Source organism: endosymbiont of unidentified scaly snail isolate Monju, from assembly GCF_000801295.1.
Lineage (GTDB): Bacteria > Pseudomonadota > Gammaproteobacteria > Chromatiales > Chromatiaceae > MONJU.
This window is the reverse complement of sequence record NZ_AP012978.1, coordinates 741,113-763,314: the sequence shown is the minus strand read 5'-3', so window position 1 is coordinate 763,314 and position 22,202 is coordinate 741,113. Positions and strand designations below refer to the sequence as shown.

Here is a 22,202-nt window from a genome sequence, read left to right as displayed (position 1 = left end):
CCGAACACGGATACCAACCATGAGCGATACCGACCAGTACCTGATCCGCCAGGAACCTTTCTATCAGCCGCAGGCCGACGAGGTGCTGCTCTACGAGGCCGCCTATGACGAGCGCCTGCCGGTGATGATCAAAGGGCCGACCGGCTGCGGCAAGTCGCGCTTCGTCGAATACATGGCCTGGAAACTGGGTCGGCCACTGATCACCGTGGCCTGCAACGAGGACATGACCGCCTCCGACCTGGTTGGCCGCTACCTGCTGGATGCCGACGGCACCCGCTGGCTGGACGGCCCGCTGACCGTGGCCGCGCGCATCGGCGCCATCTGCTACCTGGACGAGATCGTCGAGGCCCGGCAGGACACCACCGTGGTCATCCACCCGCTCACCGACCACCGCCGCACCCTACCACTGGACAAGAAGGGCGAACTGGTCGAGGCCCACCCCGACTTCCAGCTGGTCATCTCCTACAACCCGGGCTACCAGTCGCTGATGAAGGACCTCAAGCAGTCCACCAAGCAGCGTTTCTCGGCCATGACCTTCGACTACCCCGAGGCCGCCCTGGAGGCCGAGATCGTGGCCCGCGAGACCGGCACCGACGGCCAGATCACCGAGAAGCTGGTGCAGATCGCGCATACCGCGCGCAACCTCAAGGGACACGGCCTGGACGAAGGCATCTCCACCCGTCTGCTGGTCTATGCCGCCCGCCTGATCGCGCGCGGCATCGCCCCGCCGCGTGCCTGCCGCATGGCGCTGGTCGACCCGATCACCGACGACGAGGACATCCGTTCGACCCTGCACCACGCCATCGACGCCGTCTTTGCCTGATTTCCTTTTTCATCACAAAGAACACAAAGGACACAAAGACAACGATTGCCAGGCACGAATCCAAGTGGACCCTCCGCCAACCAAACCTTCGTGTTCTTCGTGTCCTTCGTGGTTACCTCATTCGACCATGAACGAAACTGAAATCAAGGCCTGGCGCCAGCGGCTGAACTGCAACTTCGAGCAGATCGACCACGTCTTCGAGGCCTGCATCGAGGACGCTCTGGCGAACCTGTCGCCGGAAGGCGTGAACGCCTACCTCGACGGCGCCACCCTGATCTGCCTGACCGGCCGTGGTGTCGAGCCGGTGCTCAGCTACCTGGAAGAGATGCCGGACATGGTATGCCGCCTGGGTGACGAATCGTTGCTGGAGACGGTGGCGCAGACCGCCTGGAAACTGTCGCGCAACGCCAATGGCCGCTCCATCCCCATGTTCCTGCAGACCCTGGGTGAGGTCTCGCGGCGGCTCGGCAGCGCCGACCTGCTGCGCAACTACTGCGAACTGGTGCTCGACTTCATGCGCCGCACCAGCGGCTCGATCCACGGCAACCAGAACGCCACCCTGCCCAGCCCCTCGCTCGACGACCTGCTCGAGCGCATGCCGCAACTGCTCCACGAGCTGTCCTGCCAGGGATTGCGCAACTGGATCGAATACGGCCTGCAGCACTACCCGCACCACCCCGAGCGGCAGCGCGACTACTTCTGTCTGCAATCGGCAGACAGTCGCGCCGTGCTGCACCGCGAGCGCCACGGCACCCTGTTCATCGACCACGAGCGCGAGCTGCATCTCTATCTCCAGGCGCTATGGAACACCGACGATCTGCTGGTGCCCTACTCCAGCGCCTTCGACCAGCTGCGCAAGCCCATGCCCTACTACGACGATCGCGGCATCCGCGTGCCCGACGTGTACGACGAACGGGAGGGCATCAGTGGCCTGGACCGCTACCGCGCCCTGCTCGCGCACATCGCGGCACACAAGCGCTGGAGCACCCCCATCGTGGCCGACAACTACAGTCCCTTCCAGCGGGTCGCCATCGAGACCTTCGAGGACTGCCGTATCGAGCAACTGGCGATGCGCGAATACCCGGGCCTGCGCCGCCTGTGGCTGGCCCTGCACCCGAAACCGGCCGAAGACGCCTGCGACCCCGAGAACGAGTCCTGCATCCGCCAACGCCTGGCGATGTTCTCGCGCGCCACCCTCGACCCGGATCACGGCTACCGCAACCCCGACCTGCTGACGTTCCTGGAACGCTTCCGCGAACTGCTGGCCGAGGGTGAAAGCTCGACCCAGGACATGGCCGCGCTGGCCATCTCCTACATCGCGCGCACCCGGCGCCAGGCCGATCTGTCACCGAAGGTACACTTCACCGACACCGAGGTGGACTACCGCGACGACAACCGGCACCTGTGGATCTTCATCGAGGAAGGCGACGAGGAAGAGCCGTTCGACGAGGAGCGCCGCCCCCAGGACACCGAGGAGACCGACCGCCTGCCGCCGCGGCACTACCCGGAATGGGACTACCAGGCCAAGACCTACCGCCCCGACTGGGTGAGCCTGTACGAAGCCCTGCACCCTTCCGCCGACCCGGCCTACATCGACGAACTGCTGGCGCGCCACCGCGGCCTGGCCAAGCAGCTCCGGCAACTGCTCGACCGCATCAAGCCCCAGCAGTACGTGCGCGTGCGCTACCAGGAGGACGGCAGCGAACTGGACCTGGACGTGGCCATCCGCTCGCTGATCGACTTCAAGGGTGGCGCGCAGCCGGACCCACGCATCAACATGAGCCACCGCCACGACGGCCGCGATATCGCCGTGACCCTGCTGCTGGACCTGTCCGAGTCGCTCAACACCGTGCCCGAGGGCGCCGACCGCAGCATCCTCCAGCTCAGCCAGGAGGCGGTCTCCCTGCTGGCCTGGGCCATCGAGCACCTGGGCGACGAGTTCGCCATTGCCGGCTTCAATTCCGACACCCGCCACGAGGTGCGCTACCAGCACATCAAGGGTTTCAGCGAACACTGGGACGACACCGTCAAGGCGCGCCTGGCCGCCATGCAGGCCGGCTTCTCCACGCGCATGGGCGCGGCCATGCGGCACGCCGCGCACTACCTGGCCCCGCGTAAGGCCGACAAGAAGCTGCTGCTGATTCTCACCGACGGCGAGCCGCACGACATCGACGAACAGGATCCGCGCCAGCTCATCGAGGACGCCCGCCGCGCAGTCCACGAGCTGGACCAGCAGGGCGTCTTCACCTTCTGCGTCAACCTCGACCCGCGCGCCGACGACTATGTCCAGGACATCTTCGGCCAGGCCTATACTGTCATCGACCGGGTCGAACGCCTGCCCGAGAAGCTGCCCCGCCTGTTCCTCAGCCTGACCCGCTGACCTCCCTCGCGGGGAGCACCGCAGGCAGGGCAGGGAAAGAAGAATCCTTATCCTGAACCCTCAATACATAATTGTGAGCTTATGGCTACAATCAGAAAGTCTGAGTTCACTTTATAGATGACCTCTCCCATACCCACTCTCAATCCTGAGTGATTCACTCGGATTGGACCCGATAACCGTGCAGGCTGTCGGACGCCAGGCGTCCGGTGCCCCTCGAACACCGACCCTCTGGAGAGGACAAGCAATGGCGAAGAAATACGATGCGGGCGTAAAAGACTACCGCGAAACCTACTGGATGCCGGACTACACGCCGAAGGAGACCGACCTGCTGGCGTGCTTCAAGATCATTCCGCAGCCGGGCGTGCCGCGCGAGGAAGCCGCGGCCGCCGTGGCCGCCGAGTCGTCCACCGGCACCTGGACCACCGTGTGGACCGACCTGCTGACCGACCTCGACCACTACAAGGGCCGTGCCTACGCCATCGAGGACGTACCGGGCGACGAGGAGGCCTTCTATGCCTTCATCGCCTACCCCATCGACCTGTTCGAGGAAGGCTCGGTGGTCAACGTGTTTACCTCTCTGGTGGGCAACGTGTTCGGCTTCAAGGCCATCCGCGCCCTGCGTCTGGAGGACGTGCGCTTCCCCATCGCATACGTCATGACCTGCAACGGTCCGCCGCACGGCATCCAGGTCGAGCGCGACATCATGAACAAGTACGGCCGTCCGCTGTTGGGCTGCACCATCAAGCCCAAGCTGGGCCTGTCGGCCAAGAACTACGGTCGCGCCGTGTACGAATGCCTGCGCGGCGGCCTGGACTTCACCAAGGACGACGAGAACGTCAACTCCCAGCCCTTCATGCGCTGGCGGCAGCGTTTCGACTTCGTGATGGAGGCCATCGAGAAGGCCGAGCGCGAGACCGGCGAGCGCAAGGGTCACTACCTGAACGTCACCGCGCCCACCCCGGACGAGATGTTCAAGCGTGCCGAGTACGCCAAGGAGATCGGCGCGCCGATCATCATGCACGACTACATCACCGGCGGCTTCACCGCCAACACCGGCCTGGCGCAGTGGTGCCGTGACAACGGCGTGCTGCTGCGCATCCACCGCGCCATGCACGCCGTGCTCGACCGCAACCCGCACCACGGCATCCACTTCCGCGTGCTGACCAAGATCCTGCGCCTGTCCGGCGGCGACCACCTGCACACCGGCACCGTGGTCGGCAAGCTGGAGGGCGACCGCGAGGCGACCCTCGGCTGGATCGACCTGCTGCGCGAGTCCTACATCAAGGAAGACCGTTCGCGCGGCATCTTCTTCGACCAGGACTGGGGCTCCATGCCCGGCGTCTTTGCGGTCGCCTCCGGCGGTATCCACGTCTGGCACATGCCGGCGCTGGTCACCATCTTCGGCGACGATGCCGTGCTCCAGTTCGGTGGCGGCACCCTGGGTCACCCCTGGGGCAACGCGGCCGGCGCCGCGGCCAACCGGGTGGCGCTGGAAGCCTGCGTCGAGGCTCGCAACGAGGGCCGCGAGCTGGAGAAAGAGGGCAAGGACATCCTCATCCAGGCCGCCAAGCACAGCCCCGAACTCAAGACCGCGATGGAGACCTGGAAGGAAATCAAGTTCGAGTTCGACACCGTGGACAAACTGGACGTGGCGCACAAATAAGCGCCCCGCCACCCCGGGCCGGTCGTGGCTGGCCCGGGCCACGCATCCCAAATTTTCGAGGTATCAACAATGAGCGAAATCCAAGACTACAACTCGAGCGTCAGCGATCCGTCGAGCCGCAAGTTCGAGACCTTCTCCTACCTGCCCGAACTCGGCGTGGAAAAGATCCGCAAGCAGGTCGAGTACATCGTCAGCAAGGGCTGGAACCCGGCCATCGAGCACACCGAGCCGGAGAACGCCTTCGACCACTACTGGTACATGTGGAAGCTGCCGATGTTCGGCGAAACCGACGTGGACGCCATCCTGGCCGAGGCCGAGGCATGCCACAAGGCGCATCCCTCGCATCACGTGCGCCTGATCGGCTACGACAACTATGCCCAGTCGCAAGGCACTGCGATGGTGATCTTCCGCGGCCCCATCAGCGCCAAGTGCTGAGCCACCGGGGCCGTGAACACGGCCCACTGCCGAGGCTGCCGGCCCCCGGTCGCATGACCGGGGGCCACCCCCGAGGGGCATCCGCCAGGTGCCGTCACCTGGCCGATGTTCTTCCCGAACATTCCCAATCCCAAGCCCAAGCGCCGTGCGCGCCAACCGTGGAGAAGCGTCATGTCCGAGATCGATCGCGAACAGTATCTCGTCCAGGAAGAACCCTATTACCGCCCCGTGGGCAACGAGGTCGCCATGTACGAGGCGGCCTATGCCGCACGCATGCCGGTAATGCTCAAGGGGCCGACCGGCTGCGGCAAGTCGCGTTTCGTCGAGTACATGGCCTGGAAACTGGGCCGACCGCTGATCACCGTGGCCGCGCGCATCGGCGCCATCTGCTACCTGAACGAAATCGTCGAGGCCCGGCAGGACACCACCGTGGTCATCCACCCGCTCACCGACCACCGGCGCGAGCTGCCGCTGGAGAAGAAGGGTGAGCTGGTCAAGGCGCACCCCGATTTCCAGATCGTCATCTCCTACAACCCCGGCTACCAGTCGCTGATGAAGGACCTCAAGCAGTCCACCAAGCAGCGTTTCGGTGGCCTGGACTTCGACTACCCGGAGGCCGAGGTGGAGACCGAGATCGTGATGCACGAGGGCGGCGTGGACCGCGAGATCGCCGACAAGCTGGTGCAGATCGCACAACGTTCGCGCAACCTGAAGGGTCACGGGCTGGACGAGGGTATGTCCACCCGCCTGCTGGTCTATGCCGCGCAACTGGTGGCCAAGGGGATCGATCCGCAATCGGCCTGCCAGATGGCGCTGGTCACCCCACTGACCGACGACCCCGACATGCGCGACACCCTGAGTGCCGCGGTCAATACCTATTTCTGATTCCCGGTCAACCACAAAGGACACGAAGATCACAAAGGCGATGGTCACCGATGCTCCAGACAGCCGGCAACGGCTGACGGAAATTCCGGCATGCGCGGGAAGACGACGGCAGGTGTTGCGCACCGTTTTCCTTCGTGCCCCTTGTGCCCTTCGTGGTTAAGACACCATGAGCGTCGATTTCTCCGAATACGTCAGTTGCCTGGAACTCGAGGAAGGCCACGAGCACCGCGAGGCCATCGATGCCGCCTACCACGAGGCGGCTCGCCTGATGTCCCCGCGCGGCCTGCAGAACTACCTCGAGGGCATGCGTGCGCTCTGTGCCCTGAGGCGTGGCGCCGACCTGGTGCTGACCTACGTGGAGGAGATGCCGCTGGTGGCCAAGGAGGTCGGGGAAGACGTGATCCCCGACGTGGTCGAGTCGATCATGAAGCTGGCCTCGCACACCTCGGGCACCGTGCTGGCGCTGATCCTGGCCAACCTGCACCTGGCCGCCCAGCGCCTGGGCGATACCGAGGTGCTGCGCGGCTATCTCAAACTGCTGCACCAGCTCGCCGGCAAGGCACCGCGCGGCCTGCGGCCGATGATGGAGCACCTCGACGAGCTGCTCTCCAAGCTCACCCTGGGCGGCCTGCGTCGCTGGGCCATGTGGGGCGCACAGGCACACCAGCGCGACCTCGACGGCCAGATGGCCTACTTTGCGCTGGCCACCGAGTCCTCGCGCTCGGTGCTGCAGAAGGAACGCCGCGGCACCCTGTTCATCGACAACCAGCGCAAGCTCAATTTCTACCTGCGCGCGCTCTGGGGCCGCGCCTTCCTGATGCGGCCGACCTCGGGCGACTACGAGACCCGGCAGGGCCTCAAGCCCTTCATCGAGGACTTCCAGATCCACGTCCCCGACGCCTACGACCCGCACCGCGGCATCGACGGCATCGAGATCTACCGGGCGGCGGTGGCGCATGCCGCCGCGCACATGGTCTATACCACGGAGCCGATATCGGCCGAACAGCTCTCGCAGGCACAGATGCGCTGTATCGAGTTGTTCGAGGATGTGCGCATCGAGTACCTGGCCTGGTCCGAGTTTCCCGGCCTGCGCAAGCTGTGGCTGCGTTTCTACGAGCCCGCTCCCGAAGACCGCGGCGAGGACATCCACGAGGTCATGGACCTGATGATGCGCACCACCCGCGCCATCATGGACCCGGACTACCGCGACCCGGAAACGGCCATCGACGAGATCGCCCGCGACTTTCGTGCAAAACTCGAGGCCGATCCCCGGCAGAAGAACCTGAGCTGGTTCGCCGGCATCGATTTCTACAACCGGCTGACCGAGATCGCGCGCATCCCGAGCGTGCGCGTGCTCTCCGACTGGCCGGTTCCCTACCGCGACGACAATTGCTATATCTGGGAATTCAGCGAGAACCTGTTCGAGTCGCAGGGGGCCGACTATCTGCCGGCCACCCAGCAGCAGGTACGCAAGTACGTCTCGGCCATCGACATGGCCAACGAGGTGGACTGCGAACTGGCCGGTGACGACGCCCAGGAGGTCTGGATCTGCGCCACCGAGTTCTTCCCCTACGAAGACGCCGGTGAGGCAACGGTCAGCTACAACGCCATGTGGGGCAAGGAACCGGTCTCCGAGCCCCACCACTACGACGAATGGGACTACCACGTGCAGCTCGCCCGCCCCGACTGGACGACCGTGATCGAGCGTCGCCAGCCGCGTGGCAACCCCGAGCTGATGGACGAGATCCTCGAGCGTCACAAGCCCATCGCCTCGCGCATCCGTCACCTGATCGACGCCCTGCAGCCCCAGGGCATCGTGCGCAAGCGCGGTTACGAGGAAGGTGAGGAACTGGACCTCAACGCCGCGGTGCGCGCGATGATCGACATCCGCCGTGGCGTGATGCCCGACCCGCGCATCAACATCCGCATCACCCGGCACATCCGCGACCTCGCCATCGTGCTGCTGCTGGACCTGTCGGAATCGACCAACGAGAAGGTCGGCGGCCTCAAGGAGGGCGACCCCGGCTACGAGGAGGCACCGACCATCCTCGACCTCACCCGCGAATCGGCTGGTCTGCTGGCCTGGGCCATCGACGCCATCGGCGACGCCTTCGCCGTGCACGGCTTCGCCTCCGACGGGCGCCACGACGTACAGTACTACCGCTTCAAGGACTTCGAGCAGCGCTACGACGACGAGGCCAAGTCACACCTCGCCGGCATGCAGGGCGGTCCCTCCACCCGCATGGGCGCGGCCCTTCGGCATGCCGGCTGGCACCTCACGCGACAGAACGCCACCAAGCGCCTGGTGCTGCTGGTGACCGACGGCGAACCGGCCGACATCGACGAACGCGACCCGCAATACCTGCGGCACGATACCAAGAAGGCGGTCGAAGACCTGGCGATGCAAGGCATCTACACCTATTGTCTCACCCTCGATCCCAAGGCCGACCAGTATGTCGCGCGCATCTTCGGCGAGAACAACTATTCCATCGTGGACAATGTGGAGCGCCTGCCCGAACGCCTGCCCAACGTCTTCGCGGCGCTGACCAGCTGACTGCTCCTCCGCCTGTTCGGTGCTCACCGAAGATACCGATCACGTCGTAAGGGAACGAGCCTCCTGCAATGGGTAGGAGATCCTATGTCTGCATGCAACGATTTCTTGGCCGATATTCGGTTTCATTTCGCAAGATGGCAAAAGCGACCCTGGCGAGCTTTCTGCCGAGGATGACCAAGGCCTGGACCGGCGCCAGGCCGCGGTCGAGATACCGCTGGTAGAAATCTCGCCAGGCCGGCGTTCGACACGCGCGCATGGCAGCGAGGTAGAGCAGGCGTCGCAACTCGGCGTTGCCTTTCTTGGTGAGCTTTCGTCGCCCACGCATCTGACCGGAATCATGCACGCGCACATCCATACCCAGGAAGGCGATAAAGGCGTCGGAGGAGCGGAATGAGCCGCGCTGAAAGGCGGTGACCAGGGCGGCGGCGGTGAGGGGGCCAAATGCCCTCGATGGCCTGCACACGCAAGGCCCTGTCTTTCCAGGCAGCTTTCTCGAGCCATTTCTGGATCTGCTGATCGATCTTTCTTTCAAGTGTCTTGAAGTGATCGAAGAGCGCCTGAATCTGTGGCTTGAGGCCTGGCAGATCAGCCAGGCTTTGTCGCAGTTTGGTCTTGGCCTGGACGATGACGGCACGCCGGTTGAGCAATCCCAGCAAGGTGGTATAGGCCTTGGGAGGCGGGCTCCAAGGGCGCAGGCTGTCGCGCTCATTGACCAGGTAACGGCGCAGCAGGCGAGCATCGGAGGTGTCGTTCTTGGCCCGGATGCCCACGCTGTCCCGATAACGACTCAAGCGGAAACCATCAATGAGATAGATCGTATGGCGGGCCTTGAAGGCGAGTTCGCACACCAGGAGGTGAAAGGTGCTGGTGGCCTCGAGGGCGATTTCGACCGGACCCGGTGGCAGCGAATCGAGCCAGGCGGCAATGGACTGACGGTCATTGGAAATCGACTGGACGGGGCCGTTGCTGTCATCACAGATATCCAGGCCCTGTTTGCTGACATCGATACCGATCAGCAGGGGTTGCACAGGCATTGCCATGATGTTTCCTCCCGACTAGTGTAGAGAGCAGGATTTGTCGGGGTTCACCCAAGGCGCTGGCTTGCGAAAATTGTCGGTCCGTATTGGCCGATAGATCCCTTATTGGCGCTGGGGTGAGGGCGGGACGATTTCTCCTACTGTCTGTACTCAAGGTCAAAGGTCAGATGCGGCGTTCGTCCCTCCGCCCCGACAGGTCCTTTCTGACCCATCGAGAGGAAACATACAAGCGGCACCCTCGCCGCGAACCCTTCGGCCCGAGGACGGGCCTCCTACAGGGTAGGAGCGGCATCCCCGCCGCGAACCCTTCGGCCCGAGGACGGGCCTCCTACAGGGTAGGAGCGGCATCCCCGCCGCGAACCCTTCGGCCCGAGGACGGGCCTCCTACAGGGTAGGAGCGGCATCCCCGCCGCGAGCCCTTCGGCCCGAGGACGGGCCCCCTACAGGGTAGGAGCGGCATCCCCGCCGCGAGCCCTTCGGCCCGAGGACGGGCCTCCTACAGGGTAGGAGCGGCATCCTCGCCGCGAACCCTTCGGCCCGAGGACGGGCCTCCTACAGGGTAGGAGCGGCATCCTCGCCGCGAACCCTTCGGCCCGAGGACGGGCCTCCTACAGGGTAGGAGCGGCGTCCTCGCCGCGAACGGTTCGGTATCAGGAAGGGACGCGAAACGGCAACACCTTCTTGATGCGCGCCTCGCAACCGCCGCCGTAACGGCGTTCCAGCAGATCGAGCGCCTTGCCGAATTCGCCGATCAGGCGCTTCTGCAAGTCGCATGCTCCCGGATGGTAGTAGACGAAATCGATCGGCACCGGGCGGTCGAGCGCATCGGGACGCAGCTCGGGGCGGAACTGCCAGGTCAGCAGGATCAGCCGCCCGCCCTCCTCGCCCTGGGTACGATAGGCCTGGCTGTCGACGAAGATGCTCTCCTCGTCGTCGATCACGCCGAGAAACTGCATGCTGCGAATGGGCACGAATACATGGGCATGGTCGCAACGCGCCAGCAGCAGGCGGCAGCGATTGAACAGGGCAGCAGGGATGGTGGAGGTCTCGCGTCCCGTCTCCAACGGACGAAAGAACACCTCCGGCACATACCCGCCCATGGGCCTCAGCCCTCGTCGTCGAGTTCCGGGTTCCAGCCCAGGGCGCGGGCGCGCGCCACCGCTTCGGCATAGATCCGCTGATGACGCTCGCGCAGCTCGGGCAGCAGGTTGGAGACCAGGTGGCCGTACTTGTCCCACTCGCGAGTGACCTTGTCGTACAGCGCGTCGATGCCCTGCAGAGTCCAGCCCGCGCAGGTCTCGGTCTCGGGAATCAGCCCGAACACCCAGGCATCGCGGATGATGTTGCCGGTGGGATTCATGGCCCCGGTGGGGTCCTTGTCGATACCCTCGTAACGCTTGTCTATCATCTCGCCTCGCCCCGATATCAAAGAACGGAATGCCGGCAATTCTACCTCAGCGCCGGCGCCCCCGACCCTTGCCTCGACCTCGCGGACCACGATCGGGACCGACCCGCAACAGCGAGCCATTGATTTCCTTGCCGTCGAGTGCGGCGATGGCGGCGCGTGCCTCGTGGCCTTCCATTTCGATGATGGCAAAGCCCCGGCAGTCACCGGTGAACAGGTCCCTGGTCATCTTCAGCGAGCGGACGATGCCGAATTCGGCAAACAAGGCATTCAACGCCTCTTCGGTCATGGAGCGCGGCAGGCCGCGCACGGAGAGTGCGATCACAGGATTCTCCCGGGTGACGGATACGAAAAAGGCGGCCTGCTGGCCGCCTCTCGGTCACTGGCGTACGGGTCGCTCAGACGGCGATCACGTTCTCCGCCTGCGGACCCTTGGCACCGGCCACCTCATCGAATTCGACGCGCTGACCTTCTTCCAGCGAACGGTGGCCTTCACCGACGATGGAACGGAAGTGGACGAACAGATCCTTGCCGGATTCGCGCTCGATGAAGCCATAGCCCTTGGCGCTGTCGAACCACTTTACGGTACCGGTTTGTTTTGCAGACATTGCTGATTCCTCTCTGGAATGAATTTGAAAGACCCAACCTGAAACTCAGGCGGGATAACCACGAATCCTGACGAACACTCGGAATTCGTATCGGATGTAACAGCGAGGAAACAGACGAAACGGGAAGCGAGGTGTAACGAAGGAAGATCATGTGCGGTGCACAGTAACAGGCCCCGACGTGCCCTACAAGCAATATTTTCACTATCTCGCATTCGGCAGCTGTGAGCTGCCGCCCCAGGTGCACGCACTGGCCTCTCGCCGCGAGCGCTATAATGCAGCCTTTTTCATTTCGAGCGAACGGAGCGAACCATGCGTTTCCATCTGAACAATCTGCGTGGCGACATCTACGGTGGCATCACCGCCGCAGTGGTGGCACTGCCACTGGCGATGGCCTTTGGCGTGGCCTCGGGACTCGGTCCGATCGCCGGCCTGTACGGGGCCATCGCCGTGGGCTTCTTTGCCGCCGTGTTCGGTGGCACCGACCCGCAGGTATCCGGCCCCACCGGACCCATGACGGTGGTGATGGGCGCCATCGTCGCCGAACATGCGCAGAACCTGCCCGAGGCCTTTGCCATCGTGTTTCTCGGCGGGCTGTTGCAGATCGCCTTCGGCATGTTGCGCCTCGGGCGCTATATCGCCTACACACCGTACTCGGTTGTCTCAGGGTTCATGACCGGCATCGGGGTCATCATCATTGTCATCGAGACCCTGCCCTTCATCGGTCACCCCACCGCTGCCGGCGGACCGGTGGGCACCTTGCAGACCTGGCTGCACCTTCAGGGTGGAGTCAACATCGACGCCCTGCTGCTGGGGCTGTTCGGGCTGGGCATGGTGGTGTTCTGGCCGGAACGCCTGGCGCGCCTGCTGCCATCGCCTCTGGCCGCACTGATTGCCGGCTCGCTGCTCGCTGCCTTCGTGCTCACCGATGCCCCCATCATCGGCGAGGTGCCCACCGGCCTGCCCGAACTGCAACTGCCGACGCTGTCCTTCGAGGTGCTGCCACGCATCCTGCAACCGGCCTTCATTCTTGCCTTGCTCGGCTCGATCGACAGCCTGCTGACCTCGCTGGTGGCCGACTCGATCACCCGCGACCGGCATGATTCCGACCGCGAGCTCATCGGCCAGGGCATCGGCAACATGGCCGCCGGCCTGATCGGTGGCCTGCCGGGCGCGGGCGCCACCATGCGTACCGTAATCAACGTACGCGCCGGAGGGCGCACCCCGATCTCCGGCGCGCTGCATGCGCTGGTCCTGCTGGCCCTGGTACTGGGGCTGGGGCCGCTGGCCGAACACATACCCCATGCCATCCTGGCCGCCATCCTGCTCAAGGTCGGCTGGGACATCATCGACTGGGGCTACCTGAAGCGCCTGAAACGCGCACCGCGCGACAAGGCCTTCGTGATGCTGGTGACCCTGTTGCTGACCGTATTCGTCGATCTCATCACGGCGGTGGCGGTGGGCCTGATCCTGGCCGGCTTCATCACCGCACGCTGGAATGCGGAGGAAGAACTCAAGGGCATCGCGCACCTCGCCTCCCCCGACGACGCCGAGAATCATCAACTGAGCGAGGCAGAACGCGAGGCGCTGCGCGAGGCGCAGGGCAAGGTCGCCCTGGTGCGCCTGCGCGGGCGCTTCTCCTACGCCTCGGCGCGCGAACTGGTGCGCCGCGCCAGTACGGTGGACAGCGACATCGCGCACGGCGCGGTGATCTACGACTTCTCGGACGCCACCCGCCTGGATACCAGCGCGGCACTGGCGGTCGAGGAACTGCTGATCGTCGCCGAGGAGGCCGGTATCGCCTGCGTGATCTGCGGTCTCAGCGGCGAGGCGGAACAAGCACTGAGAGACCTGCGCGTACTCGACAAGATCGCCCCCCTCGCGGGTCCTCGACGACCGCAGGCAGGCCATTGCCCTGGCCTGCGAACTGGCAGGCGGCCGCCCCCAGGGGTAGAATGTACGGTTTTTCCTGAAAGGGCAGACGTTCTGGCGGCATGAGCAAGACCTATCCCTACCCCATCGCGCGCATCGGCCTGATCGGCGGCGGCCAGCTCGGACGCATGCTGGTCAAGGCGGCCAAGCGGCTCGGCTGTACCACCGTGGTGCTCGACCCGGTGGAAGACTCGCCAGCCGGGCAGATCGCCACCCGTCAGATCGTCGGCGGCTACCATGACGCGGACCGGATCCGCGAGTTGGCCGCCGATTGCGACGTGCTCACCTTCGAGCTGGAGGCCATCGACGCGGACACCCTGGCCGAGCTGGAGGCCGAAGGGCACCCGGTGCATCCCTCGGCAGGCGTGCTCAAGACCATCCAGGACAAGCTGGTACAGAAACACTTTCTGCGCGATAACGGCATCCCCACCTCGCCCTTCGAGGCCGCCGACACACCCACGGCCGATCAGTTCGCCGCCTTCGGCTACCCCCTGGTGCAGAAGGCGCGCACCGGCGGCTACGACGGGCGCGGCGTGGTGATCATGCGCGGCCCCGAGGATTTCGAGCAACACCTGCCGGTCCCCTCGCTGATCGAAGGCTTCGTGGAGGCCGACAAGGAGATCGCCGTGCTGGTCGCGCGCAACACGCACGGCGAGGTGGCGACCTACCCCCCGGTGGAAATGTGCTTCCGCCCCGGCGAGAACGTGCTCGACCTGCTGCTCGCGCCCGCCGACATCGGTGACGACATCCGCACCGAGGCCGAAGCCATTGCGGTGCGCACCGTCGAGGCGCTCGACGGCGTGGGCATCTTCGGCATCGAGATGTTCGTCGACCGCAAGGGCGAGATACTGGTCAACGAGATCGCGCCGCGCACCCACAACTCCGGCCACCACACCATCGAGGCGAACATCACCGATCAATTCGAGCAGCACCTGCGCGCCATTCTCGGCCTGCCGCTGGGCAGCACCGAGACACTCAGCCCGGCGGCCATGCTCAACCTGCTGGGCGCGCCGGGCGAGAGCGGCCGGCCGGTGATCCGCGGCCTGGAAGAGACCCTGGCCATCCCCGGCGTGTGCCTGCATCTCTACGGCAAGGCCAGGACCACCCCCTTCCGCAAGATGGGGCACATCACCATCCTCGACCACGACACCGCCGCCGCAAAGGCCAAGGCCCTGCGCGTGCGCGAGACCATCGAAATCGGCGCGGAGGAATCGCCATGACGGACATCGCCGTCGGCATCATCATGGGCAGCGACTCGGACCTGCCGGTCATGCAGGGAGCGGGCGAGCTGCTCGACGAACTGGGCGTCCCCCACGAGATGACCATCGTCTCGGCACACCGCACGCCGAAGCGCCTGTACGACTATGCCGCCAGCGCCGAGCAGCGCGGGCTGAAGGTGATCATCGCCGGGGCCGGCGGCGCGGCCCACCTGCCCGGCATGGCCGCCGCCATCACCCCGCTGCCGGTGATCGGTGTGCCGGTAAAGTCCTCGGCACTCTCGGGCGAGGACTCGCTGCTGTCCATCGTGCAGATGCCCCCCGGCGTGCCGGTGGCCACGGTGGCCATCAACGGCGCCAGGAACGCCGGCATCCTCGCCGCCCAGATGCTCGCCATCGCCGATCACGCCCTGGCCCAGCGCGTGCGCGACTACAAGCAGGCGCTCGAACAGATGGTGCTCGACAAGGTCGCCGCCTGGGAGAAGGACGGACCACACTTCGCCGGGCGCTGAGCGTCGGCCTGAAGGCCGACCGGCAGGGAACATCTCCCGCGTTCCGCAGGTCGGGCTTCCGCCCGCCCCCCGGGGCAGGAAGACGTCACCCCGCCGAGACACAAACGACAAACCCTCCGCGCAGCCTTTCCCGCCCCGGCACGAAATGTTATAAAGTTGCAAATCCCACTGTCTCGCACCCCATGCCCGCCCTGCTCTCCCGCCTGCTGAGCCTGTTGATCGCACTGCTGTCGCTGTCGGCCGCCTGGACAGTACACGCCAGCGTGCCACCGATCGCCGCACTGGCAGCCGAAGTGGGCGGGGCGCATGTCCAGGTACTCAGCCTGCTGCGGCCGGGCGACAACCCGGTGACCTTCGCCCCGGCGCCGAGACAACTGCTGGCGCTGGCCAACAGCCACCTGTACCTGCGCGCCGGCCTGCCCTTCGAGCACGCCTGGATGACGCGGTTGCGCCAGGTGAACCCGCGCATGCGGGTGGTGGATGTGCGCGAGGGCATCGAGGTCCTGTCGCAGCATCATGCGCATGGCGCGCATGAGCAAATGCCCGATCCACACCTCTGGAGCGACCCGCTGGCGGCAATCCACATCGCCGACAACATCCGCCGCGCGCTCAGTGAGCTGGACCCGACACACGCCGACGACTACCGGCGCGGCTTCGAGGCGACGCAACGACGCCTGCAGAGGCTCGACCACTGGATCCGCGCACGGCTGCACCGGCGTCATGCCGACACTTTCCTGGTCTATCACCCGGCCTGGGCTGGGGCTATTTCGCCCGCCGTTACGGGCTGAGCCAGCTGGCCATCGAGCACGAGGGCAAGCAGGGCGGCGCGCGCTGGCTGACCGGCCTGATCGAGCACGCGCGCCGCAAAGGTATCCGCGTGGTGCTGATCCAGCCACAGTTCGACCATCGCCAGGCCGAGCAGATTGCCCGCGCCATCGGCGCCCGCCTGGTGACCATCGACCCACTGGCCGCCGACCAGCAGACCGAGTTGCGTCGCCTGGTCGAGGCCTTGACGGAGGCGGCATCGTGAACCCGGTGATCGAACTGCGAGGCGTCGGCTTCACCTATGACGCCGAACCGGTGCTCGAGGACATCGACCTGGCAGTGCGCGAACGCGAATTCCTGGGCATCGTCGGTCCCAACGCGGGCGGCAAGAGCACCCTGCTCAAGCTGATCCTGGGCCTGCTCAAACCCGACCACGGCCTGGTCCACGTACTCGGCGACACGCCGCGCGCCACCCGGCACCTGCTGGGCTACGTGGCGCAGCACCCGGGCTTCTCGCGCAACTTTCCCATGAGCGTGCGCCAGGTGGTGGAACTGGGGCTGCTGGGTCGCCGCGAGCGCGGTGGGCCACTCGCCTCGCTGCTGCCCGCACGCCTGAACGCTGACGAACGGGCGCGGGTGGCGCAAGCGCTCGACGAGGTCGAGGCCGGCGATCTGGCCCCCCGCCAGATCGGCGGCCTGTCGGGCGGCCAGTTGCAGCGCGTACTGCTGGCGCGCGCCCTGGTGTCACGGCCACGCATCCTGCTGCTGGACGAGCCCACCGCCAACGTGGACCAACGCGCCGAAGGCGAGATCTTCGACCTGCTGAAGCGACTCAACGAACGCATGACCATCCTGGTGGTGTCACACGACATCGCCTTCGTCTCCAGTTATGTCACCCGGGTCGCCTGCATCAACCGTACCCTGGTCTGCCACCCCACCACCGCCATCGATGCCAGGCTGTTGCGCGAACTCTACGGCGACAAGGTCCGCATGGTGGCCCACGAGCACACGACATGAGCGAATTCTTTCAGGCCCTGCTGCACTACCAGTTCCTGCAATACGCCCTGATCGCCGGCGTGCTGGCCGCCATCGGCTGCGGACTGATGGGGCCCTACGTGGTGGTGCGGCGCATCGGTTTCATCGCCGGCGGCATCGCCCACTCGGTGTTGGGCGGCATGGGCGTGGCACTGTATTTCGGGGCCGACCCGCTGGTCGGAGCACTGGTCGCCGCGGTGCTCTCGGCGCTGCTGATCGGCTGGGTTCGCCTGCACTGGAACACCGGCGAAGACATCCTCATCGGCGCGCTCTGGGCCATCGGCATCCTGTTCATCTCGCGCATCCCCGGCTACCAGGCCGACCTGGTGAGCTACCTGTTCGGCAACATCCTGCTGGTGCCCGAGCGCGAGCTCTGGTTCATGGGCGCGCTCGATGCCATCCTGCTGCTGGTGGTACTGGTCTGGCACCGGCAGATCCTGGCGGTGGTGTTCGACGAGGAATACGCGCGCCTGCGCGGGCTACCGGTCACCTTCCTCTACCTGCTGCTGCTGCTGGTGCTGATCGCGCTCACCGTGGTGCTGCTGATCCACGTGGTGGGGCTGATCCTGGTGCTGGCCCTGCTCACCCTGCCGGCCGCCGTGGCCGGCCAGCACGTGCACTCGGTAGCCCGCATGATGGCCATCGCCACCCTGCTGAGCATCTTCCTGGTGGTAGCGTGGCTGGCCATGTCCTACGGCCCCAACCTGCCGCCCGGGCCCGCCATCGTGCTGCTCGCCGGCCTCGCCTACCTGGTCTCCACCCTGTTTTCCCGGAGACGCCGATGGACGTGAACAACGAGCAGTGGCTGGCCCGCGCCGAACGCCTGTGCCGGGCACGGCGGGTACGCCTGACCCCACAGCGCGCCACGGTGCTGCGCCTGATCTGCGAGGCCGAGCGCCCCCTGAGCGCCTACGAGATCCTCGATCGCATGCCGATCGGCAAGCGCCGCCCCGCGCCACCCACCGTGTACCGTGCCCTGGACTTCCTGCTCGAACAGGGGCTGATCCACAAGCTCGAAAGCCTGCACGCCTACGTGAGCTGCCATCACCCCGAACACCCGCACGCCAGCCAGTTCCTTATCTGCACCGATTGCGGACGGGTGAACGAACTGTGCGAACAGGGCATCGAACGGCAATTGCGCGAGGCCGTGGATGCCACGGGCTTCCGTACCCGGCGCCCGGTAGTCGAGCTGCTGGGCACCTGCGCCAACTGTCGCCGTGACCATGAACCGAACTGAAGAGATCCTGCGCAACTTCATGGCCAAGCACGGCCTGCCGGCCGCCTTCGCCGACGCCGCCCACCAGCACTATCTGCCCCTGGCCAAGACGCTAGACCACCTGCGCGAGCGCCTCGGGCGACCGCTGGTCGCGGGCATCCACGGCTGCCAGGGCTCGGGCAAGAGCACCCTGGCCGAGCTGCTTACCGCCTGGCTCGCACAGGTGCATGGGCGGCGCTGCGTGGCGCTGTCGATCGACGACTTCTACCTCACCCGCGAACAACGCCGCGAACTGGCCGAGCGTGTGCACCCGCTGTTCATCACCCGGGGAGTACCCGGCACCCACGACACCGCGCTGCTCGACCGCACGCTGGATGCCCTCACCCTCGCCTCCGGCACCGTCGCCATCCCGCGCTTCGACAAGATCACCGGCGACCGTCAGCCCGAGCACGAATGGCCGCGCACAAGGACCCCGGTGGATATCGTGATCCTGGAGGGCTGGTGCCTGGGCGTGCAACCACAAGATCCGGCGGCACTGATGTCGCCGATCAACCGCCTGGAAGCCGAAGAAGACCCGGACGGCCGCTGGCGACAATACGTCAACGACTGCCTGCGCACCGACTACCTGCCGCTGTGGGAGCGCATCGATTACTGGACCATGCTCGCCGCCCCGTCCTTCGACTGCGTGTTCGAGTGGCGCATGGAAGCCGAGCGCGGGCTACGCGCGCAGGGCAACGGACAACACCTGATGGACGAGACAGCGATGCAGCGCTTCATCGAGCACTATCAGCGCCTCACCGAACATGCGCTGGCCACTCTGCCGCCACACATGGACCAGCTGATCCGACTGGATGAACAGCGCTGTGTCCAATCGAGTTCGAAGCCCTGATGAGGATTCTCAGCCCCCTGACAACGCAAAAGGCCCCACCCGGGGCCTTTTGCGTAATTGGCGGTGGAGAAACAACTTACATCAAGAACCGCTGACTATCGGCAACTCCACTCCAGTTGATTGATACTGCTGGTACGCAGTAGTACCCAATGGTAACCAGGGCTTGAATATACTAGGCCGCAACAGCCGTCAGCCGTATCCGGTGCTGCGATTCATCTTCATCTTCGCAAGACTTGACAGGGGATCATGGTGCCTCCGGCAATCGTAGCAACCGCTCACTGCGCCAGACGCGCACAATGCGAACCTTGCCCGGATCGTGCCGATAGACGATACGAAAAGGTGGCTGGATCAACTCCCTTAAAAAAGGCTGGTCGAACTCAGGCACGATTCTACCCAACTCAGGATGCTTTTCGAGCGCCTCGATCCGTTGGAAGATCTCAGTGACAAGCCTCTCCCCGGCATCGGGAACGCCTTGTTCCGCATACCAAAGCCGGATCTTCTCCAGATCGGCAACCGCCGACTCCGCAAAGCGGATAGTCACTTCGCCCAATGGCATCACTCCGAAGCTGACAGCCCAAGTCGGCTCTTTGCCTCTTCCAGGGACAGCTCCCGCCCAGCATCGAGATCAGCAAGGCCGGCCACCACCGCTCGCATGAAATCCCGCTCCTCCTCAGAAGCTTCATAGTCCGCGACGGACTGCACTACAGCCACCCCACGCCCACGGCTGGTCAGGAGTACCGGCCGGTGCGCCTCGGTGGCATGCCGAACCACCTTACCCGGGTTGATCTTCAGATCCGTCAGCGGTACCACGTCTTCGGAAAACTTGACTCCCATTGTTCACCTCTATTTAGCACACCTATCAGGTGCTGATTATAGCACCTGATAACAGCACCTCTTAAGAGAACCCCTGTTCACTACCCCCGCAGCCATGCAGCTGTGCTGATTGAGTTGCTTCCAGTCGCCCTGTGAGCCTTCATGAAGACGACATAGCACAGGAGCGCAACCCATGAGATATGAGCAGACGGTTTTCAACCACATGAACCAGCAACAACTGGCAGAGTACTGGGGCGTATCGACACACACCCTCGAACGGTGGCGTGCGATCGGCCGGGGTCCGCACTTTGTGAAGATCGGTGGCCAGGTGCGCTACCGACACCCACAACTGATTCGGGCGGGTGGCAGTAAACTGCCGCTTCACCCGGTCCAGTGGTCGTTCCGCCGTCGTGTCGCCGATCGTTGTCCGGCAACGGCGGCCTCACACCACACCCCGCAACCCCATGACACGCATCAGGCGTTCCACCGTGCAGCGGGCTACCTCGATGCCTTCCCGGTTGAGCTGCCGCCATACCTTCCTGGCACCGTACACCTGGAAGTTCTCTTCCCAGATCCGTCGAATCTCGTCTGACAGGGCGCGATCCCGCTGCAATCGCCGCGGCAGTCGCTGTGGATCGGCCTCACGGGCCTTGTGCTCATAGTAGGTGGACGGGGCGATCGGCAGCACCGCGCAGATCGGCTCGACCCCGTAACGATCCCTGTGATCGTCGATGTACGCGATCATCTCTTCAGTTTGCGGTCGAGCTCCGCCTGGGCAAAAAAAGCCGACGCCGTCTTCAGAATCTCGTTGGCCCGCCTCAGCTCCCGGTTCTCCCGTTCCAAGGCCTTGAGCCGCTCGCGCTCCGACGTCGTCAGACCCTCACGCAGTCCTTGATCACGCTCGGCCTGTCTCACCCATTTGCGCAGTACAGCCGATCTTGGCCGCGATGGAGGTCATCGCCGCCCATTGGGAATCATGCTCGCCCTGATGATCAAACACCATGCGAACCGCCCGTTCCCGGACCTCAGGGGAATATCTCTTGCTCGTATCCATAAACTCTATCCTCTCAAGAAATGGAGTCTCCTGGAAACACGGGGCGGTTCAGTTCACCGAGCACAAAAAAACCGGTCTCTAGAGAACCGGCGTTTTCGTGTATTGGCGGAGAGGGAGGGATTGATTCGCGGCTACGCCGCTCACCCCTTCGGGGCGCCGTCGCTTCGCTCCGGCGTCCTGCGGCGCTACGCGCCTTGTCGAACCCTGACGAGGATTCTCACCCCATCACTCCCTGATAATGCAAAAGGCCCCATGCAGGGGCCTTTTGCATTACTGGCGGAGAGGGAGGGATTCGAACCCTCGATACGCTATTAACGTATACACACTTTCCAGGCGTGCTCCTTCAGCCACTCGGACACCTCTCCGAAATTTGCTCGCGCGTGGGCAACCTTGGCCCCAGCTCGCGAGGGCGGGAACATTAGCGGAAACAGGCGTTTTTGGCAACCGGCTCAGAGGTGGTGGCTGGCCTGCACGCGGGGGACGTGTTCCATCAGGCGGCGGAAGTCGTCGCCTCTCACGTGCACCAGGTGCTTGTGGTCGCCGGCCTCGAAGTAGATGGCCTCCTGGTGGCTGAGCGCGACATCGAGCACGGTATCGACGCCGTAAGCCTCGCCGACAGGGGGGATGGCGCCCTTTTCACAGTCACTGAAGGTGAACTCGAGTTCCTCGCCATCGACCAGCTCCAGACTGCGAGCCATGACCTGGTTGAGGCGGTCCAGGTCGAGGCGATGATTGGCAGGAATGACCGCCAGCAGGTAGTTGATATCGTCTCCGAGCAACACTGGGCGGGCCATCTGCTCCGGGGGGACATGAGCAACCTGGGCGGACTGTTTCGGGTTGTCGGTTCGGGGGTGCTCGATGATCTCGTATTCGATACCGTGGCTATCCAGGTAGTTCTGGATGGTCGCTGCGACGGCCATCTCTGTGCCCTCCTCTCTTGGGTGATCCGCGGAATTTGGCTGCGGCCTGGCTTGAAGTATAG

At 64.8% G+C, this 22,202-nt stretch carries 22 protein-coding genes, 1 tRNA gene, 1 other RNA gene, 3 pseudogenes and 1 other annotated feature; of the genes and pseudogenes, 16 read left to right on the top strand and 11 right to left on the bottom strand.

The genetic code is table 11. The features are described from left to right. Nucleotides 1-19 precede the first annotated feature (19 nt). The 6 genes from EBS_RS03625 (at nt 20) to EBS_RS03600 (ending at nt 8,740) form a co-directional block, all read left to right on the top strand. Entirely contained in the window at nt 20-823 is an 804-nt protein-coding gene (locus EBS_RS03625; RefSeq protein ID WP_043107372.1) for a CbbQ/NirQ/NorQ/GpvN family protein, read from the top strand. A gap of 127 nt (nt 824-950) precedes the next feature. Beyond that, entirely contained in the window at nt 951-3,203 is a 2,253-nt protein-coding gene (locus EBS_RS03620; protein WP_043107371.1) for a nitric oxide reductase activation protein NorD, read from the top strand. A 244-nt stretch (nt 3,204-3,447) separates the two neighbouring features. Beyond that, nucleotides 3,448-4,866, top strand: coding sequence for a form I ribulose bisphosphate carboxylase large subunit (locus EBS_RS03615; RefSeq protein WP_043107369.1), 1,419 nt, complete (start codon nt 3,448-3,450; stop codon nt 4,864-4,866). Between the two features lie 69 nt (nt 4,867-4,935). After that, a complete protein-coding gene (locus EBS_RS03610) occupies nt 4,936-5,301 on the top strand; it encodes a ribulose bisphosphate carboxylase small subunit (protein ID WP_043107368.1) in 366 nt (121 codons plus the stop codon). Nucleotides 5,302-5,472: 171 nt separating this feature from the next. Beyond that, entirely contained in the window at nt 5,473-6,186 is a 714-nt protein-coding gene (locus EBS_RS03605) for a CbbQ/NirQ/NorQ domain-containing protein (RefSeq protein WP_043109181.1), read from the top strand. Between the two features lie 166 nt (nt 6,187-6,352). Continuing rightward, complete coding sequence (locus EBS_RS03600) at nt 6,353-8,740, top strand: nitric oxide reductase activation protein NorD (protein ID WP_043107366.1); 2,388 nt, start codon at nt 6,353-6,355, stop codon at nt 8,738-8,740. 82 nt (nt 8,741-8,822) lie between these two features. On the opposite strand, the pseudogene EBS_RS03595 reads toward EBS_RS03600, so the two are convergent. The 5 genes and pseudogenes from EBS_RS03595 to EBS_RS03575 all read right to left on the bottom strand — a co-directional run bounded on the left by EBS_RS03595 (nt 8,823) and on the right by EBS_RS03575 (nt 11,790). Further along, nucleotides 8,823-9,774 (bottom strand): annotated as a pseudogene (locus tag EBS_RS03595) (IS110 family RNA-guided transposase). A gap of 653 nt (nt 9,775-10,427) precedes the next feature. Continuing rightward, the gene (locus EBS_RS03590) at nt 10,428-10,877 is read right to left on the bottom strand and encodes a hypothetical protein (protein WP_043107364.1); all 450 of its coding nucleotides are present in this window, start codon (nt 10,875-10,877) and stop codon (nt 10,428-10,430) included. A gap of 5 nt (nt 10,878-10,882) precedes the next feature. Beyond that, nucleotides 10,883-11,185, bottom strand: a complete 303-nt coding sequence (locus EBS_RS03585; protein ID WP_043107363.1) for a hypothetical protein — start codon at nt 11,183-11,185, stop codon at nt 10,883-10,885. Nucleotides 11,186-11,231: 46 nt separating this feature from the next. Next, nucleotides 11,232-11,507, bottom strand: a complete 276-nt coding sequence (locus tag EBS_RS03580; protein WP_043107361.1) for an RNA recognition motif domain-containing protein — start codon at nt 11,505-11,507, stop codon at nt 11,232-11,234. A gap of 73 nt (nt 11,508-11,580) precedes the next feature. Further along, nucleotides 11,581-11,790: a cold-shock protein gene (locus tag EBS_RS03575; protein WP_043107360.1), complete on the bottom strand. Its 210-nt coding sequence runs from the start codon at nt 11,788-11,790 to the stop codon at nt 11,581-11,583. A 309-nt stretch (nt 11,791-12,099) separates the two neighbouring features. Between EBS_RS03575 and EBS_RS03570 the strand changes: the two genes are divergently transcribed. From EBS_RS03570 to EBS_RS03535, 9 genes are all read left to right on the top strand, one after another. Further along, a complete protein-coding gene (locus tag EBS_RS03570; RefSeq protein ID WP_052199267.1) occupies nt 12,100-13,785 on the top strand; it encodes a SulP family inorganic anion transporter in 1,686 nt (561 codons plus the stop codon). Continuing rightward, complete coding sequence (locus EBS_RS03565; RefSeq protein ID WP_043107359.1) at nt 13,782-14,939, top strand: 5-(carboxyamino)imidazole ribonucleotide synthase; 1,158 nt, start codon at nt 13,782-13,784, stop codon at nt 14,937-14,939. The genes EBS_RS03570 and EBS_RS03565 overlap by 4 nt, the downstream gene beginning before the upstream one ends. Further along, on the top strand, nt 14,936-15,448 hold the full coding sequence (gene purE, locus EBS_RS03560) for a 5-(carboxyamino)imidazole ribonucleotide mutase (RefSeq protein WP_043107358.1): 513 nt from the start codon (nt 14,936-14,938) through the stop codon (nt 15,446-15,448). Before EBS_RS03565 ends, purE begins: the two co-directional genes overlap by 4 nt. A gap of 182 nt (nt 15,449-15,630) precedes the next feature. Continuing rightward, nucleotides 15,631-16,236: a metal ABC transporter substrate-binding protein gene (locus EBS_RS03555; RefSeq protein ID WP_052199266.1), complete on the top strand. Its 606-nt coding sequence runs from the start codon at nt 15,631-15,633 to the stop codon at nt 16,234-16,236. Further along, on the top strand, nt 16,140-16,478 hold the full coding sequence (locus EBS_RS13460) for a metal ABC transporter solute-binding protein, Zn/Mn family (RefSeq protein ID WP_081999985.1): 339 nt from the start codon (nt 16,140-16,142) through the stop codon (nt 16,476-16,478). The genes EBS_RS03555 and EBS_RS13460 overlap by 97 nt, the downstream gene beginning before the upstream one ends. After that, nucleotides 16,472-17,230, top strand: a complete 759-nt coding sequence (locus tag EBS_RS03550) for a metal ABC transporter ATP-binding protein (protein ID WP_043109178.1) — start codon at nt 16,472-16,474, stop codon at nt 17,228-17,230. Before EBS_RS13460 ends, EBS_RS03550 begins: the two co-directional genes overlap by 7 nt. Then, nucleotides 17,227-18,039, top strand: a complete 813-nt coding sequence (locus tag EBS_RS03545; RefSeq protein WP_043107356.1) for a metal ABC transporter permease — start codon at nt 17,227-17,229, stop codon at nt 18,037-18,039. The genes EBS_RS03550 and EBS_RS03545 overlap by 4 nt, the downstream gene beginning before the upstream one ends. Continuing rightward, a complete protein-coding gene (locus EBS_RS03540) occupies nt 18,030-18,485 on the top strand; it encodes a transcriptional repressor (RefSeq protein ID WP_043107353.1) in 456 nt (151 codons plus the stop codon). The genes EBS_RS03545 and EBS_RS03540 overlap by 10 nt, the downstream gene beginning before the upstream one ends. After that, nucleotides 18,472-19,353, top strand: coding sequence for a hypothetical protein (locus EBS_RS03535; protein ID WP_052199265.1), 882 nt, complete (start codon nt 18,472-18,474; stop codon nt 19,351-19,353). The genes EBS_RS03540 and EBS_RS03535 overlap by 14 nt, the downstream gene beginning before the upstream one ends. A gap of 244 nt (nt 19,354-19,597) precedes the next feature. Here EBS_RS03535 and EBS_RS03530 read toward each other — a convergent pair whose 3' ends face one another. Together EBS_RS03530 and EBS_RS03525 are read right to left on the bottom strand one after the other, a co-directional pair. Then, on the bottom strand, nt 19,598-19,909 hold the full coding sequence (locus EBS_RS03530; RefSeq protein ID WP_043107351.1) for a type II toxin-antitoxin system RelE/ParE family toxin: 312 nt from the start codon (nt 19,907-19,909) through the stop codon (nt 19,598-19,600). Continuing rightward, a complete protein-coding gene (locus EBS_RS03525) occupies nt 19,909-20,187 on the bottom strand; it encodes a type II toxin-antitoxin system Phd/YefM family antitoxin (protein WP_043107350.1) in 279 nt (92 codons plus the stop codon). The genes EBS_RS03530 and EBS_RS03525 overlap by 1 nt, the downstream gene beginning before the upstream one ends. Nucleotides 20,188-20,359: 172 nt before the next feature. Here EBS_RS03525 and EBS_RS14940 point away from each other — a divergent pair. Then, nucleotides 20,360-20,458, top strand: a pseudogene (locus EBS_RS14940) (hypothetical protein); the annotation flags it as partial. 45 nt (nt 20,459-20,503) lie between these two features. Here the strand turns inward: EBS_RS14940 and EBS_RS13455 are convergent. From EBS_RS13455 to EBS_RS03505, 4 genes and pseudogenes are all read right to left on the bottom strand, one after another. Then, nucleotides 20,504-21,220, bottom strand: a pseudogene (locus EBS_RS13455) (IS3 family transposase); the annotation flags it as partial. Then, nucleotides 20,837-20,953 (bottom strand) — a sequence feature (AL1L pseudoknot). (Overlaps the previous pseudogene by 117 nt.) 103 nt (nt 21,221-21,323) lie before the next feature. Further along, nucleotides 21,324-21,463: non-coding RNA, RtT sRNA (locus tag EBS_RS13270), on the bottom strand. 31 nt (nt 21,464-21,494) lie between these two features. Beyond that, nucleotides 21,495-21,585, bottom strand: a tRNA-Ser gene (locus EBS_RS03510). Nucleotides 21,586-21,669: 84 nt separating this feature from the next. Then, the gene (locus EBS_RS03505; RefSeq protein ID WP_052199264.1) at nt 21,670-22,140 is read right to left on the bottom strand and encodes an aminoacyl-tRNA deacylase; all 471 of its coding nucleotides are present in this window, start codon (nt 22,138-22,140) and stop codon (nt 21,670-21,672) included. Nucleotides 22,141-22,202 lie beyond the last annotated feature (62 nt).

Bases quoted from the DNA above. Each gene is read 5' to 3' on its own strand.
- EBS_RS03545 (WP_043107356.1), top strand. From the start codon at position 17,227: ATGAGCGAATTCTTTCAGGCCCTGCTGCACTACCAGTTCCTGCAATAC.
- EBS_RS03570 (WP_052199267.1), top strand. From the start codon at position 12,100: ATGCGTTTCCATCTGAACAATCTGCGTGGCGACATCTACGGTGGCATC.
- EBS_RS03615 (WP_043107369.1), top strand. From the start codon at position 3,448: ATGGCGAAGAAATACGATGCGGGCGTAAAAGACTACCGCGAAACCTAC.
- EBS_RS03605 (WP_043109181.1), top strand. From the start codon at position 5,473: ATGTCCGAGATCGATCGCGAACAGTATCTCGTCCAGGAAGAACCCTAT.
- EBS_RS03625 (WP_043107372.1), top strand. From the start codon at position 20: ATGAGCGATACCGACCAGTACCTGATCCGCCAGGAACCTTTCTATCAG.
- EBS_RS03540 (WP_043107353.1), top strand. From the start codon at position 18,030: ATGGACGTGAACAACGAGCAGTGGCTGGCCCGCGCCGAACGCCTGTGC.
- EBS_RS03600 (WP_043107366.1), top strand. From the start codon at position 6,353: ATGAGCGTCGATTTCTCCGAATACGTCAGTTGCCTGGAACTCGAGGAA.
- EBS_RS03620 (WP_043107371.1), top strand. From the start codon at position 951: ATGAACGAAACTGAAATCAAGGCCTGGCGCCAGCGGCTGAACTGCAAC.
- EBS_RS03590 (WP_043107364.1), bottom strand. From the start codon at position 10,877: ATGGGCGGGTATGTGCCGGAGGTGTTCTTTCGTCCGTTGGAGACGGGA.
- EBS_RS03585 (WP_043107363.1), bottom strand. From the start codon at position 11,185: ATGATAGACAAGCGTTACGAGGGTATCGACAAGGACCCCACCGGGGCC.
- EBS_RS03530 (WP_043107351.1), bottom strand. From the start codon at position 19,909: ATGCCATTGGGCGAAGTGACTATCCGCTTTGCGGAGTCGGCGGTTGCC.
- purE (WP_043107358.1), top strand. From the start codon at position 14,936: ATGACGGACATCGCCGTCGGCATCATCATGGGCAGCGACTCGGACCTG.
- EBS_RS03525 (WP_043107350.1), bottom strand. From the start codon at position 20,187: ATGGGAGTCAAGTTTTCCGAAGACGTGGTACCGCTGACGGATCTGAAG.
- EBS_RS03535 (WP_052199265.1), top strand. From the start codon at position 18,472: ATGAACCGAACTGAAGAGATCCTGCGCAACTTCATGGCCAAGCACGGC.
- EBS_RS03610 (WP_043107368.1), top strand. From the start codon at position 4,936: ATGAGCGAAATCCAAGACTACAACTCGAGCGTCAGCGATCCGTCGAGC.
- EBS_RS03505 (WP_052199264.1), bottom strand. From the start codon at position 22,140: ATGGCCGTCGCAGCGACCATCCAGAACTACCTGGATAGCCACGGTATC.
- EBS_RS03575 (WP_043107360.1), bottom strand. From the start codon at position 11,790: ATGTCTGCAAAACAAACCGGTACCGTAAAGTGGTTCGACAGCGCCAAG.
- EBS_RS03565 (WP_043107359.1), top strand. From the start codon at position 13,782: ATGAGCAAGACCTATCCCTACCCCATCGCGCGCATCGGCCTGATCGGC.
- EBS_RS03555 (WP_052199266.1), top strand. From the start codon at position 15,631: ATGCCCGCCCTGCTCTCCCGCCTGCTGAGCCTGTTGATCGCACTGCTG.